This window comes from Williamsia sterculiae (assembly GCF_900156495.1).
Lineage (GTDB): Bacteria > Actinomycetota > Actinomycetes > Mycobacteriales > Mycobacteriaceae > Williamsia_B > Williamsia_B sterculiae.
The window spans coordinates 46,788-60,660 of sequence record NZ_FTNT01000004.1 but is presented as its reverse complement, the minus strand read 5'-3'; the positions used below and the strand labels follow the sequence as shown (position 1 = coordinate 60,660).

General features: G+C 67.4%; 12 protein-coding genes and 1 pseudogene. 5 read left to right on the top strand and 8 right to left on the bottom strand.

Annotated features, from left to right (window positions below; translation table 11 throughout):
• Window positions 1-38: 38 nt before the first annotated feature.
• On the bottom strand, window positions 39-581 hold the full coding sequence (locus tag BW971_RS08190) for a TIGR03086 family metal-binding protein (protein ID WP_076478431.1): 543 nt from the start codon (window positions 579-581) through the stop codon (window positions 39-41).
• A 62-nt stretch (window positions 582-643) separates the two neighbouring features.
• Window positions 644-2,131 carry a malate dehydrogenase (quinone) gene (mqo, locus tag BW971_RS08185; RefSeq protein ID WP_076478429.1) on the bottom strand — a complete coding sequence of 496 codons (1,488 nt, stop codon included), beginning with the start codon at window positions 2,129-2,131 and terminating at the stop codon, window positions 644-646.
• 104 nt (window positions 2,132-2,235) lie between these two features.
• Between mqo and BW971_RS08180 the strand changes: the two genes are divergently transcribed.
• Window positions 2,236-3,129 carry a LysR substrate-binding domain-containing protein gene (locus BW971_RS08180; protein ID WP_076478428.1) on the top strand — a complete coding sequence of 298 codons (894 nt, stop codon included), beginning with the start codon at window positions 2,236-2,238 and terminating at the stop codon, window positions 3,127-3,129.
• A gap of 75 nt (window positions 3,130-3,204) precedes the next feature.
• On the opposite strand, the gene BW971_RS08175 is transcribed toward BW971_RS08180, so the two are convergent.
• Together BW971_RS08175 and BW971_RS08170 are read right to left on the bottom strand one after the other, a co-directional pair.
• Window positions 3,205-3,918, bottom strand: coding sequence for a cutinase family protein (locus tag BW971_RS08175; RefSeq protein WP_143690262.1), 714 nt, complete (start codon window positions 3,916-3,918; stop codon window positions 3,205-3,207).
• A 66-nt stretch (window positions 3,919-3,984) separates the two neighbouring features.
• Complete coding sequence (locus BW971_RS08170; protein WP_076478426.1) at window positions 3,985-5,022, bottom strand: AsnC family transcriptional regulator; 1,038 nt, start codon at window positions 5,020-5,022, stop codon at window positions 3,985-3,987.
• 67 nt (window positions 5,023-5,089) lie between these two features.
• Here BW971_RS08170 and BW971_RS08165 point away from each other — a divergent pair, with 67 nt between their 5' ends.
• Entirely contained in the window at window positions 5,090-6,649 is a 1,560-nt protein-coding gene (locus BW971_RS08165) for an MFS transporter (protein WP_076478844.1), read from the top strand.
• Between the two features lie 23 nt (window positions 6,650-6,672).
• On the opposite strand, the gene BW971_RS08160 is transcribed toward BW971_RS08165, so the two are convergent.
• Window positions 6,673-7,578 carry an SGNH/GDSL hydrolase family protein gene (locus BW971_RS08160; RefSeq protein WP_143690261.1) on the bottom strand — a complete coding sequence of 302 codons (906 nt, stop codon included), beginning with the start codon at window positions 7,576-7,578 and terminating at the stop codon, window positions 6,673-6,675.
• A gap of 239 nt (window positions 7,579-7,817) precedes the next feature.
• Between BW971_RS08160 and BW971_RS08155 the strand changes: the two genes are divergently transcribed.
• The gene (locus BW971_RS08155; RefSeq protein ID WP_234974305.1) at window positions 7,818-9,365 is read left to right on the top strand and encodes an acyltransferase; all 1,548 of its coding nucleotides are present in this window, start codon (window positions 7,818-7,820) and stop codon (window positions 9,363-9,365) included.
• Here the strand turns inward: BW971_RS08155 and BW971_RS08150 are convergent.
• Complete coding sequence (locus tag BW971_RS08150; RefSeq protein WP_159441841.1) at window positions 9,317-10,150, bottom strand: DUF1295 domain-containing protein; 834 nt, start codon at window positions 10,148-10,150, stop codon at window positions 9,317-9,319. The genes BW971_RS08155 and BW971_RS08150 overlap by 49 nt on opposite strands.
• Window positions 10,151-10,237: 87 nt before the next feature.
• Between BW971_RS08150 and BW971_RS08145 the strand changes: the two genes are divergently transcribed.
• Window positions 10,238-11,059, top strand: coding sequence for an SAM-dependent methyltransferase (locus tag BW971_RS08145; RefSeq protein WP_159441840.1), 822 nt, complete (start codon window positions 10,238-10,240; stop codon window positions 11,057-11,059).
• Window positions 11,060-11,083: 24 nt separating this feature from the next.
• Here the strand turns inward: BW971_RS08145 and BW971_RS08140 are convergent, their stop codons facing one another.
• The gene (locus BW971_RS08140) at window positions 11,084-12,013 is read right to left on the bottom strand and encodes an LLM class F420-dependent oxidoreductase (protein WP_076478420.1); all 930 of its coding nucleotides are present in this window, start codon (window positions 12,011-12,013) and stop codon (window positions 11,084-11,086) included.
• Between the two features lie 150 nt (window positions 12,014-12,163).
• Between BW971_RS08140 and BW971_RS22215 the strand changes: the two are divergent.
• Window positions 12,164-12,391 (top strand): annotated as a pseudogene (locus BW971_RS22215) (cupin domain-containing protein); the annotation flags it as partial.
• Window positions 12,392-12,547: 156 nt separating this feature from the next.
• Here the strand turns inward: BW971_RS22215 and BW971_RS08130 are convergent.
• Window positions 12,548-13,867, bottom strand: a complete 1,320-nt coding sequence (locus BW971_RS08130; protein ID WP_076478416.1) for an aspartate aminotransferase family protein — start codon at window positions 13,865-13,867, stop codon at window positions 12,548-12,550.
• Window positions 13,868-13,873 lie beyond the last annotated feature (6 nt).

Here is a 13,873-nt window from a genome sequence, read left to right as displayed (position 1 = left end):
TAACCGGTTCACGGTGCACCGGACACCCTCGGATCGGTTCAGCGCGTCCAACCCGGGTCACGACCGGTGCGCGCGATCACCGTCTGCACGCGGTCGGCGTCGGGGGGAACGGGCACCGCGGGGCCGTAGGGGCCGTTCTCGGCACCGCCGAACATGGTCACGAACTCGTCGACCCGGCTCAGTTCGTCGTCCGCCGGTGAGAAGATCTGACCCGTGGCCCGGGCGAGATCCCAACCATGCACGGTCAGCTCCTCCACCGCGACCAGGGCGTTGGTGGCGGCATCCATGTCCACGCCACCGGCCGACGTCCGACCCTCCCACGCCGACGGTTGGCGCCATGCCTCGGCGAGTTCGCCGAGGTCATGGGGCATCGAGGTGCGCCAGTCGTCGACGAGCGTGGTCGGCGGTCGCGCGGTCTGTTTACGCGCGTTGGTGGTGAACACCGCGGTGAACTGATGGATGTGCGCGAGGAGCTGGGTCACCGTCCAGTCGTTACAGGGGGTGGGCGCACCGAGTTGGTCGTCGCGGACGCCGGTCACCAGTCGGCTCATCGAGGCCGTCGCCGATCCGAGATCGAACATCGGAATCTCCTCATGTTGGGCGGGTAGTCGTCTCCTGTATGGACCGACCTCGACGAAGAAAGTCATCGGTGGGTGACGAGTCCCAGCGATCGTCCGGTTGTCGCGTGGACGTCCCGGACGAGTTCTGGACTCCATCGAGCGGTGGTGAGGGCGGGTATGGCGACCGACATGGCCTCAGCCCACCGATCTCGCCACCGGTCAGGGAAACACCGTCGCAGCAGGTCGACCATGATCGGAACCGCGGTCGAGGCGCCGGGTGACGCGCCCAGCAGACCGGACATCGACCCGTCGGCGCTGACTATCAATTCGGTTCCCTGCTGGATCACTCCGATCCGTCGCCGGTCGGGAGTGATCAGTTGCGCTCGCTGACCAGCTGCGACGAGTGTCCATTGGTCGCGACGGGCACGGGGGTAGTACCGCTGGAGCTGACGGAACCTGTGCCGGGGTCGGGCTGCCAGCTGGCCGATCAGATACCGGATCAAGGACACGTTCTGCACCATCGCCGCCAGGATCACCACCATGTTGTGTGAGCGCACCGTCGTGAAGAAGTCGGTCCACCGCCCGCGGGTGAGCAGCTTGGTACTGAATGTGGCGTACGGACCGAACATCAGATGTGGTGTGCCGTCGACCACCCGTCTGTCGAGATGGGGCACCGACATCGGCGGTGCTCCGACCGCGGCCTGGCCGTAGACCTTCGACCGGTGTCGGCTCACCACCGTCGGATCCGAGCAACGCAGGAACGCGGCGCCGACGGGAAGGACGGCGTAACCCCGCACCTCCGGGAGGTGGGCGCGTTGCAGCAGGCGCAGCGCGTGTCCCCCCGCGCCGACGAATACCTGTGGTGACCGCACCGAGAATTCGCCGTCGCGGTTTCGGCATCGCACGACCCAGGATCCGCTCGCGTCACGGCGCAGCGAACGGACGTCGTGTCCGAGTCGGACCTCGCCCCCACACGAGGTGATGACGGTGGTGAGGCCGCGGGTGAGGGCCCCGAAATCGACGTCGGTGCCGCCGGGATGGCGTGTCGCGGCAACTCTCTGTGCGGCGGGTCGGCCCTCCATCACCAGCGGAGCCCATCGGGCGATGACGGACGGATCGTCGCTGAACTCCATACCGCCGAACAGCGGATCCGTGATCAGCGTGTCGAAACGCTCTCGTAGGTAGGCGATGTCATGTTCACCGAACACCACATCCATATGTGCTGTCGTACTGATGAATGTTGTCGGATCCAGCAGGCCCTGCGCCGCCAGGTACGACCACCATTGGCGGCTCGCCAGAAACTGTGCGGCGATGATCGACGCCTTGCTCCCGTTTGTCGGGTCCGGCATGTAATTGAGCTCGCAGAATCCGCTGTGTCCGGTGCCGGCGTTGTTCCACGCGTCGCTGCTCTCGGAGGCGAGTGCACCCGCACGTTCGAGGACCACGACCCGCCACCGTGGTTCCAGCACCGCGAGCATCGACCCCAGCGTGGCGGACATGATGCCGCCACCGATGAGCACGACGTCGGCGTGCGTGTCGGTGGGCGACGGCGGTGTGGGAGACGTGGCCATACAAGTCACCAGCTTTCGGACCGTCCGGGTGAGCACTGACTTCTCCACGATGTATGTGCCGAACCGTTCCGTCCAATGAATGATTGGGCGCCTATCATCCGAATATGGATCAATGGACGGTGCGGTTGGCGCCGCAGCTGCGGGCACTGGTCGCGTTGGACGCGAACGACGGACATATGACACGAGCGGCTGCGGAATTGCGGATCCCACAGTCGTCGATGAGTCGACGCATCACGGCCCTGCAGGCCGCATTACGGATCCCGTTGCTGGTCCACGACGGCAGGACGGTGCGACTCACCCGCGAGGCGCACCGTCTGGCTACCCGGATCCGGGTGTCGCTCGACGAGATCGATCATGTTGTTGCCGAGGTGACCGGTGATGCCGATCCCGATCACGGCACCGTGCGGTTCGGGTTCCCGCTCACGATGGGTTCCGGGGTGGTACCCGATCTGCTGGCCGATTTCCGGTGGCGACATCCCGGGATCCGCGTACTCCTGAAACAAGCGAACGGCAGTGAACTGTGCGCCGATCTGCTCGCGGGCGACCTCGATCTGGCGGTCGTCATACCGGCGCCAGATCGCATCCGACACTCGAGGATCGGTGATCAGAAGATCTTCGCGGTCCTGCCGATTGATCACCGGTTGTCCGGAGCCGGCGTGATCTCCCTGTCTGATCTCGCCGGGGAGATGTTCATCGCGAATCCGTCCAGCTACCACCTGCGGCGGGTGACGGAGTCATGGTGCCGAGAGGCTGGCTACACACCCGACATCGGTATCGAGGTGACGGAGTTCGCGACCATCCGCGAACTGGTCGGGCGCGGTCTGGGCGTGGCGCTGCTCCCGCATGACGAACGGGCACCAGATGACACCATCGAGGTCACACTCGTCGGTGGTGACTACACGCGTTCCATCGCCCTGGCTTCTGGCGTGGTCACGCCGGCTCCGCCCGCGCTCCGCCTGCGTGAATATCTGCGTGCTCATCTGACGCCCCCGACGTGACGAGCCTCTGAGATACACCGAGCCCCGGCCACCAATCGGTGGCCGGGGCTCAGGGTGTCGGATCGGGGAACGGACCTAACGGCGGGCGAGCACCTTCGCCGCCGCGTCCACGGTGTTGCCGTTCACCGCGTACAGCACGTGCAGGCCGTTCGGGGTGGCAGGCGGCGCACCGTTGCAGACGATGTCACCCGGGATGCAGTAGCGCAGCGTCTTGCCTGCGACCAGCGGGTTGGGCTCCACCGCGGGAGCACCGACGCCGCGGACGAAGTTGTTCGACGGCGGCGCGAACAGCACCACCGACGACAGCTTGCGCACCACGTCACTCGGTAGCGGAGCTGGGATCTCGCTGCGGTACCGCGCGTACTCCGGCTGGAGCACGATTCCCGGTGCCAACGCGTATTGGGTGACCGCGGCGCCCTGCGAGTAACCACCGACCACGATCTTGGACCCCGCACACCGCGTGGTCAGGTACTGCAGACGCTTCTGGGTGTCCTTCACTCCGTCGACCACGCTCCTGACGAAGCGCACGCGGTCGGAGAAACCACCGCTGGCGGGGTAGTTGACCCCGTAAGCGTTCACCGACTTGCCACGCGCCTGCGCACGCAGTGCTTCGACGAACGAACTCCCGGTGAGACCGATCGGCGCCCCCGGCTCGACGGTCCCGCGCGCGAACACGACTTCGATGTCGGCGCAGGTGGCCGCGGAGGCCTGCGCTGTCATCGTCGTCACGGAGAGGCCGAGGGCGGCGACGACGCCGCACATGATGGTGACCAGTGATCGCTTCAACATGCGCTCATCGTACGGGCTGAGCATCTTTGATTCGCGTCGAACGTTCGTCATCCGCCTCGGCGATCGTCACGACGGCCGCAGCACCGGTGGTGCCAGGCGGTCACCGTCGACCAGTGCACCGGACTGCTTCACCAGTCGCGTCCGCGGTGAGATCTCGTAGCCGGTGATCCCGTCGAGGTCGGCCAGTCGCTCGGTGACGAAGGTGTACAGCGACGACAGGTCCGGAGTGATGATGGTGGCGGTCACGTTGGCTGCGCCGGTGATGGCGGCGGCGAAGGGGATGCCCGGTTCGGCCGCCAACGCGGAGCCGACGGCCGCCAACTGCTGCGCTTCGACGGTCAACCACAGTGCCGACGACCACTGCCCGGTCGCGGCCGGCGCGAAATCGACGTCGAAGTAGACGACCCCCGACGCCAGCAGCGCCGACAGTCGGCGGCCGATCTTCCCGGGTGGGGAGCCGGTGATTCGCGACAGCATCGATATCGACGTGCGACCGTCCATCTGCAACTGCTCGATGAGCAGTCGGTCGTCCCGCGATATGGCAGGCACGCCGTCCGGACCGCGGCCCACATCGCGCCGCGCGGAGTCCGCCAACGCCCCCGCGGCGTCGGCTGGGATCACATCGACGAGGCCCGGCCAGTCGGTGGCCGCACCGCCGATGAACACGTGGATGAAGGCGACCACGGTGACGTCGAGTACCTGCGCGGTCTTGGGCAGCATGCGGGTCAGCAACTCGTCGGCGTACGCGGCGCTGGTCGACCGCAGGCTGAAGTCCACCTCCCAACCGGCCGAGTTGATCGTCACCCACGACACGTCGTCGCGTTTGGCTAGCGCCGTCGCGATACCCTGCGACGCCTCCGGGCGACAGCGGATGCGGGCCAACCAGACCGTCTCACCCATCGCGCTCGGATCCACCGCCAACGTCACCCGGATGAGCCCGTCGCGACGCAACCGCCGGTACCGGCGGGCCACCGTCTGTTCGGCGACACCGAGCATCTCGCCCACCTGGCTGAACGGCACCCGGGGATACAACTGGATGCAGCGCATGATCTGAGCGTCCACCAGATCGAAAATGGAGGTGTCGAACGACAGGCCGCTCATCATGGCGGAATTCTACGTCTGGTGCGGATTGATGCGCCATCGCCGTGGCCCCTGGACGACCCTCGAACCCATGAAACGAAAATGGTGGACCCTGGTGGTCGTTTGTGCGGCCACCTTCATGCTGTTGCTCGACGTGACGATCGTGGTCGTCGCCCTTCCCGACATCCAGCACTCGTTGGGGGCGAGTTTCGGTGACCTGCAGTGGGTCACCGACGCCTACGCACTCGCCCTCGCATCCTTGCTACTCACCTCCGGGTCGATCTCCGACCGGTTCGGCAGGCGTGCGGTGTTCCTCGCCGGGCTGGTGGTTTTCACGGTGGGCTCGTTGCTGTGCGGTGTCGCGCAGAACGCGCCCATGTTGATCGCCTCCCGGGCGGTACAGGGTGTCGGGGGTGCGATGCTGTTCGCCACGTCGTTGGCGTTGTTGGCCAGCACCTTTCACGGCCGTGAGCGGGGGGTCGCCTTCGGTGCCTGGGGCGCGATCACCGGCATCTCGACGGCGCTCGGACCCATCCTGGGTGGTCTGATCACCACCGGGATCAGTTGGCGGGGAATCTTCCTGGTGAATCTGCCGGTGGGTGTGATCGCCATCGTCATCGCGTGGTTCCGGGTCGACGAGACCCGGTCGCCGCATCCGCGCCGAGTGGATCTACCGGGCATCGTCACCTTCACCGGTGGGCTGCTCGCGCTGGTATACGGGCTCATCGAGGCCAGTGAGTCCACCTGGACCGACGACACCGTCGTCGTCTCATTCGTCGTCGCGGTCGTGCTGCTGGCCGCTTTCGTGCTCATCGAATTGCGCAGTGCCCAGCCCATGTTCGACCTCCAGCTCCTGCGCATCCCCACCTTCTTGGGTGGGTCGATCGCGGCGTTCACCATGAACGGGTCGTTGTTCGCGATGTTGCTGTACCTGGTGATCTACCTGCAGGACGACCTCGGGTATTCCGCGCTGGAGACGGGTCTGCGGTTGTTGCTGATGTCCGGATGCACGATGGTGGTGGCCACGGTGTCGGGCCGCGTCTCCGCACATGTCCCCGTCCGGTGGCTCATCGGCCCCGGGCTGCTGATCGTCGGTGTCGGTCTGCTCGTCATGACGGGCCTCGACGGTGGTTCGTCGTGGACCCACCTCGTCCCCGGCCTCCTCGTCGCCGGAATCGGTAGCGGACTGGTCAACCCACCGCTGGCGTCCACCGCGGTGGGCGTGGTCGAGGTCCACCGTGCGGGTATGGCCTCGGGCATCAACAACACCTTCCGACAGGTGGGCATAGCAGTCGGGATCGCACTGTACGGCTCGTTGTTCACCGCGAAGCTGACCGACTCGCTGCGCGACCGGCTGTCGGGCGTCCCCGGTACCGGTCCGCGCGCCGAGGAACTCGCCGTGGCCGCCCACAACGGTCGCCTCGACGCGGCGATCTCCGGGCTACCCGCCGCGCAACGCGGCACGGTCGGAGCGGCCGTGCACAGCGCATTCGCCGATGCGATGAACGAGTTGCTCGTCGCGAGCGGGGTGGTGGCGGTGGTCGGCGGCGCCTGCGCCCTGCTGCTCATCCGGGCCAAGGACTTCGCCGGAGCATCGCCGCAGACCGCGCCCGACGCACCGGACAGGTCGAGCGACGGGGTGAACGCCTGACCTCGGTCCGTCCGCGATCGGTGTCACCGGCGCTGCAACAGGCCGGCGGCACCGATCGCGTCACGGGTCAACGCGGCCATCGCGTCCCGGCCCTCGAGATTCGGGTGGTACGGAACGGGCAGCCGGTACCCGTTGACCCACGGTGACGGCGAACAGGCGGTGTGCTCGGTGCCGGGGCCGGCCACGTCGACCAGCAGCGAGCCGCTGGTGGCGGCCGCGGATCGGGTGGCGAAGGTCAGGCCGTCGTAGGTGCGGACCGTCGAGAACGCTTCATCCGGGGTCAGCGGAACGGCGGGACAGAGGTCACCGTTGGCGTCCAGCACCGGCGGGTAGTCGACGAAGACGACCAGAGCTCGCGGCGCCCGGGCACGCACCGCGTCCACCACGTCCACCAGGCGTTCACGCAACAGCTCGTACTCCTCGGCCGCCGGCGGTCTCCGGGGGTGCCCGACGGCGCACTGTAGACCGTCCACCGTGTCGGACGAGGTGACCCGGTTGGCGCAGCTGATCCCGGTGAGGCGTCCGATGTAGCCGACGTCGTTGCCGCCGGTGGTGATGGTCACCACATCGGTGGTCGCCGTGACGGCGTCGATCTGCGGCGGCAGCGCGTGCCGGTGGTGGGACCGATTGAGGATGTCGGCGATCGTCGAACCGGAGCAGGTGACGTCGGTCAACGACAACCCCAACGCCCGCGCGAGGAGATGCGGGTAATTGTCACCGGTTCGTAGGCAGCGCAGGTCGACCACGTCGGCGGTGTCGGCGCCGGCCGCGTAGGAGCTCCCCAGGGCCACGTAGTGCAGGGGTTTCACCACGTCGAGCACGCTCTCGTCGTGGGCGACGTCGGCCGTGTCCACGGGTGCGACCGAGTGCGGGTAGGCCAGGACCACGACCAGTGCGACGACGAGCGCCACTGCGATGGCGGAGGCCACGAATGGTCGCCGCGTGAGGCCGTGACTCAGAGCTGGGACCCTTCGACTCCGTCGGCCCCGACGCAGGGGCAATCTGACAATGTGCTGTACATAGTGGCACGGCTACACCGACGTCGTGACATGTGGGGATACAGTCCCAGGGGACGACACGCGGCCGCCGGAGGCCGGACGATGAACCGCGTCGACTGGCCACACGGACCCGTCGACGCGCAGGTATGGCGCGAACGGAGTTGACGAGGTTGCGAATCCCGGCCCGACAGGAGGACCCCAGCCCGACCCCGTCCGATACGGCGGACAGGCCGGTCGAGGGGGCGCAGCCCGACGGCGCACCCGAGATGGCGGCATCGGCGAAGGTGGTCGCTCCCGAGGTCACGGGCGGCCCCGTCGCGGTGCCGCGCAAACGCGACAAGCACCTGTACCAACTCGACCTCTTCCGGTTGATCACCTTCGGGTCGGTCATCCTCGACCACGTCATCATGGGCATCGCCGCACCCAACGACGCCATCTCCGGGGCGTTCGAGACGCTGACGCGATACTCGCGTTTCGGCTTCTTCTTCCTCACCGGGTTCGTCCTGGGGTACCAGTACCGCAGCCGTGAGTTGAAGCCGGTCGTCTTCTGGCGACGGCGCTTCAAGCTCATCGGCATCCCCTACGTCACCTGGTCGCTGTTCTACTGGGTCTACAACCGGTATCGCGCAGGCGGTTCCGACGCGGTGAAGGGGGCCTTCGACAACGTCGACCACGTGCTGTTGTCGTTGAAGAGCATGGCCTACGACCTGGTCACCGGCAACGCGATGTACCACCTGTACTTCCTCTTCGTCAGCATGCAGATCTATCTGGTGTTCCCGTTGGTGCTCTGGGTGCTCAAACGGACCTGGGGTTACCACCGCTACCTGCTCGCGGTAAGTTTCGCCCTGCACATGATGGTGCTGTACCTGATGGTGCGTCCGCAGACCGGTTTCCTCGCCGACGGATTCCCCGGCGTCGTCTGGTCGCATGTGGTGATCACGTTGTTCCCGTACCAGTTCTACGTGTTGGCCGGTTGTATCGCGGCGCTGCACTTCGACGCCTTCCATGCTGCGAGCGTGCGGTGGCGTGCGGCCATCTTCGGCGGGGGCGTGGCGGTCATCGCGGCCACCTTGGTCTACTACGCCTACAAGGTGCATGAGGGCGAGGACCTGTTCCGCGCCACCAACGTCTTCATGCCGCACAACGCCTTCGGCTACATCGCGATCATCGCGGGGCTGTACGGGATCGGTTCGGTGTGGCGGGAGCGTCGTCGCCCCGGTTCACTGGCCGACAAGCTGCTCAAGACCGCGGCGGACCGATCGTTCGGCATCTACCTCGCGCATGCGCTGGCCCTGGGTGAACTGCGGCCGCTGGTGGTGGATGCCGCGAGCGACGGCGACCCGACGTGGTGGGTGTCGCTGTGGAGCTTCGTCGGCACCGTAGTGCTGACCGTCCTCATCGTCGAGGCGCTGCGTCACAGCCCGCTCAGCCTGATGACCACCGGTCGGGCCATGGTCTCGTGGAAGGACCAACAGGCGGTGCGGTGGGCCGCCTATGGTGTCGCCGCGGTCGTCGTCGGGCTCGTGTTGCGCGCCGGTTTCGGCATCCTCGCAGGCGACGTGACCGCCATCAGCGGGCTGCTGATGATCGCCTCGGCCGCATTGGTGGCTGCGCGACAGTGGGACGCCGCCCGTCACCGCACCGGGTCATCGGTGGCGGAGGTGGACGCTCAGCCGTCGGACGGTGGCCTGGGGAAGAAGAACGCCACCCGCCGCTGATAGTCGCGGTAGGCAGGACGCTCCTGCATGCGTTTCTCGGTGCGCGTGGCACCGGTGGCATAGATGAGGAAGTAACTCATCGCGGCCGGCGCCGGGAATGTCGCGAGTCCGGGTGTCGAGGTGGCGGCGGCCACCCAGACGCCGTCCCACATCAGCGAGTCGCCGAAGTAGTTCGGGTGACGCGACCAGCCCCACAACCCGGTGTCGAGTACGGCGGGTTTGTCGGGGTCGTCGCGCTTCTTGTACGCGTCTTTCTGCCGGTCCGCGGTTGCCTCGATGACGGTGCCCGCCACCATCACCGCTGCACCGAGCGGGAACAGCCAGCGCCGACGACCCGCGGGCAACGCGCTGGCCGCCGCGATCTGAATCGGTGCCGAGACCACCAACTGGGCCAACGCCTGGGTGCCGAACACCTTCGCCAGCACGGTCGGGGTGGAGGCCCCCTCGAGGTACTCGGTGTAGCGAGGGTCCTCCTTCTCACTGCCCGCGATACGCGGGATCATTAGATTGGCCAGTCGACCAGCCCACACCGAGGTGATGGTGGCCAGGGTCCACCGCCGTGTGCGGTCACCGTCACCGACCACCGCCGAGGCCACGGCGATGCCGGCCAGGCCGGGCCCCCAGACCGCGTCGGCGTAGTCGCGACGGGTGTCGCGGACCGCGAAGGCGGCGGTGACGGCCTGTGCGACGGCGGTCACCGCAGCCGACGCCGCGACCACCCGGCGCAGATTCGGGATGTCGAGGGCGGACGTGTCGGTCGTTCTCTTGCGCGGCAGCAGGGGCACACCATCGAGCGTACGGATCGCTGGCGGCGACGGCCGCGAGGCAGAATGGTGAAGCCGCTCGTCCACCGCCGATCACCGGAGTCCGACATGACCGATGCGCTCGACGCCGTGGGGATGACCGCCGTCGGTGTCGCGCGCGTGCGCGCCATCGAGTCGGCGGTTCCCGACGGTCTGATATCCGACCCGCTGGCGCCGCTGTTCGTGCCCGATTGGGATGCGCCGCGCGACGCCGGTCCCGACGGCCCGCGGGTGCGGAACGACGACGACGCGCGCGCGATGCTGCGGATGTACCTGTGGATCGTGGCGCGCACCGTCTTTCTCGACCGACTGTGCGAGCACGCCGCCGACGAGGGGATCAGCCAGTTCGTCCTCCTCGGCGTCGGTCTCGACGCGCGGCCGTTCCGGCTCGGGGACACCACACTCCGGTGGTTCGAACTCGACCGCCCTCAGGTGATCGAGTACCGACAGCGGACCATCGCAACATCGGAGGTCGAACCCCGGGGTCACCGGACGACCGTCGTCGCCGATCTGACCGAGGATTGGCCGACCGTGTTGCGCGACAGCGGTTTCGACCCTCACGCGCCGACGGTATGGCTGGCCGAGGGGCTGCTGGTCTACCTGGGCGCGCAGGTGGTCGCCGAGGTTCTCACCGCCGTGACCGCATTGTCGGCACCCGGGTCGCGTATCGGCGCGACGGTGCGCGGCGGTGGAGGGATGAGCGCGGACCCGAGTGGCCCCTTCGCCGAGGTGCGCGCGCTCTGGCAGGACACCGGTGATGTGGTCGGGCGGCTGCAGGAGCTCGGATGGTCCACCGACCTGACCTCGGCGGTCGACGTGTTGATCGAAGCCGGGCGGGTGCCGTCGACCACGGCACCGTCTCCGCCGACCCTGCTGGCGGGCCGACGGTGAGTGGCCGTCACCCCAGTTGTGGGGTCACCCGAGTTGTGGGATCACTTCCGAGGCGATGAATTCGATGTGGTCGAGGTCGATCATGTCCAGGACCTGCAGGTACAGGCGGGTTGCGCCGGTCTCGGCGTAGCGTCCGATCTTGTCGACGATCTCGGCAGCCGATCCGGTCAAGCCGTTGTCGCGCAGTTCGTCGACCCTGCGTCCGATCGCATCGGCCCGACGTGCGACGGATGCCTCGTCGGGTCCGGCGCACACCACCTGCGCCGCCGAGCGGACCAGCGACCCCGGATCCCGTCCTGCCTGACCGATCGCGGCGTCCACCCGTGCGAACACCGCCCGGGTCTCGTCGACGGAGGAGAACGCCACGTTGAACTCGTCGGCGAAACGCGCCGCCAACGCGGCCCCTCGACGCTTGCCGGCGCCGCCGAGGATGATCGGTGGGCGCGGGGACTGTGCCGGCTTGGGCAAAGCGGGGGAATCGGTGACGGTGAAGTGCCGTCCGCGGAACGAGTACGTCTCACCGAGCGGGGTCTCCCAGAGTCCCGCGATGATCTCCAACGACTCCTCGAACCTGCCGAACCGCTCGGTGGTGTCGGCGAACGGGATCCCGTAGGCCGTGTGCTCGTCGGCGAACCAGCCGGCCCCGTAGCCGAACTCGACGCGGCCGCCGGACATCTGGTCGACTTCAGCCACCGCGATGGCCAGTGGCCCCGGTAACCGGAAGGTCGCGGAGGTGACCAGGGTGCCCAGTCGCACCCGTTCGGTCTCCCTGGCGATACCGGCCAACGTGACCCACGAGTCGGTGGGACCCGGCGCACCGTCACGGCCCATCGCCAAGAAGTGGTCTGAGCGGAAGAATCCGCTGAAGCCGGCACGCTCGGTTGTTCTGGCCACCGCCAACTGGTCGTCGTAGGTGGCGCCCTGCTGCGGTTCGACGAAAATTCGAAGGTCCATGGTCGACAGCTTGCCCCACGATCACCCGGATGATCGACACGGAGAAACGTTTTGTCGGGTTTGGGCGACACTCAGGTCAACACCGACTGACAGGGGGCTGGGAGAGTGCTGGGAAACTCACGTATCGTGCATCGACCGTCGGAGCTGGTGATGGCGGATTCGCCGATCCAGCCGGAATGGATCATCGCGGGTGACCCTGTCGCCAGGTGCGCGGCCTGGTCGAACTCGGCCGACAGCCAGTTGTCCTTGGTGGTCTGGGAGTGCTCGGCGGGCACGTTTCGTTGGGAGTTCGGCTGCGATGAGGTGGTGCACGTGCTCTCCGGTGCGGTCGAGGTGACCGACGACGACCGCTCGTTCACGCTGCGTGCGGGCGACACCGCCTTCTTTCCCGCGGGCAGCGCGGCGGTCTGGCACATCGAGGACCATCTGCGCAAACAGGTGGTGTTACGCAACGGCATGCCCGCAGGGATCGGCCGACTCCTCCGCGCGCGTGCCCGTGCGGCAGGGGCCGTTCGGCGGGTCAGGGCGAGCCGGTCAACCGATGTGCGCGCACGCGTCGGCGAATTCGGTGCAGAACCAGTCCACATCGGACAGCGAGAACACCAGCGGCGGACGGATCTTCAGGACGTTGCCGTCGCGGCCGCAGATCGAGATGAGCACCTGGCGGTCTCGTAGTCTGTTCACCAGCGTTCGGGCGGCTGCCCGGTCGCCGTCAGTGGTACCCGGTGCGACCACCTCGACCCCGGTGTAGAGGCCGACGCCGCGGACGTCCCCGATCATCGGTGAGCTGCCGGCGACCTCGGCGATCCCGGCACGCAGCGCGTCACCCACGTCGGCCGCATTGGTCATCAACTTCTCGTCCTCGATCACGTCGAGGACGGCCGATGCGGCCGCGATCGACATCGGGGTACCGCCGCAGGTGTTGAAGTACGGGATGTCCGAGGAGAACGAATCCGAAACCACCGATCGGGCGACCACCGCCGAGATCGGCACACCGTTACCCATCGGTTTGCCCAGCGTCACCAGATCCGGTTGCACACCGTGACGTCCGAAACCCCACATCGATTCGCCGGTGCGAGCGAACCCGGGCTGTACCTCGTCGGCGATGAACAGACCGCCTGCGGCGTGAACGGCACCCACCGCCTCGCCGACGAGGTCGGCGTCGGTGTAGATGCCGTCGGAGGAGAAGACGGTGTCGACGATGAAGGCACCCACCCCGACTCCCGCGGCGTCGAGATCTGCGATGGCGGCGCGGACGTCGGCCGCAAACCGTGCACCCGCTGTGCCGTTCTCGCGGTAGGTGTCGGGTGCGGGTACGCGGCGGACGTGGTCGGTCGGGGTATCCGCATCCCCGTTGGACGGTGAGATCGCCGTCACTGCTGCAGTGTTGCCGTGGTAGGCGTCGGCGGTCACCACCACCCCGCGTCGACCGGTGTATCGATGGGCGATCCGCAGCGCCAGGTCGTTCGCCTCGGAACCGGTGCAGGCGTAGGTCACCCGATCGAGGTGTTCAGGCATGGTGGCCAGCAGTCGGCGTGAATACCGCACGATCTCCTCGTGCAGGTACCGGGTGTGGGTGTTGAGGGTGGACAGTGCGCGGGTGACCGCTTCGGTGACCGCGGGGTGCGCATGGCCCACGCCGGGTACGTTGTTGTAGGCGTCCAGATAGCGCACCCCGTCGACGTCGAACAGATGCGATCCCCGGCCACGCACCAGATGTACCGGGGTGTCGTAGAACAACCGGTACCCCGGCCCCAGTACCCGGGCGCGCGCTTCGATCAGCGCATCGGTTGCCGGGTCCAGGGTGGACTCCCCGGAGAACCGGTTGGAGTCCATGATGTTGGAGAATCCCACGCGTGG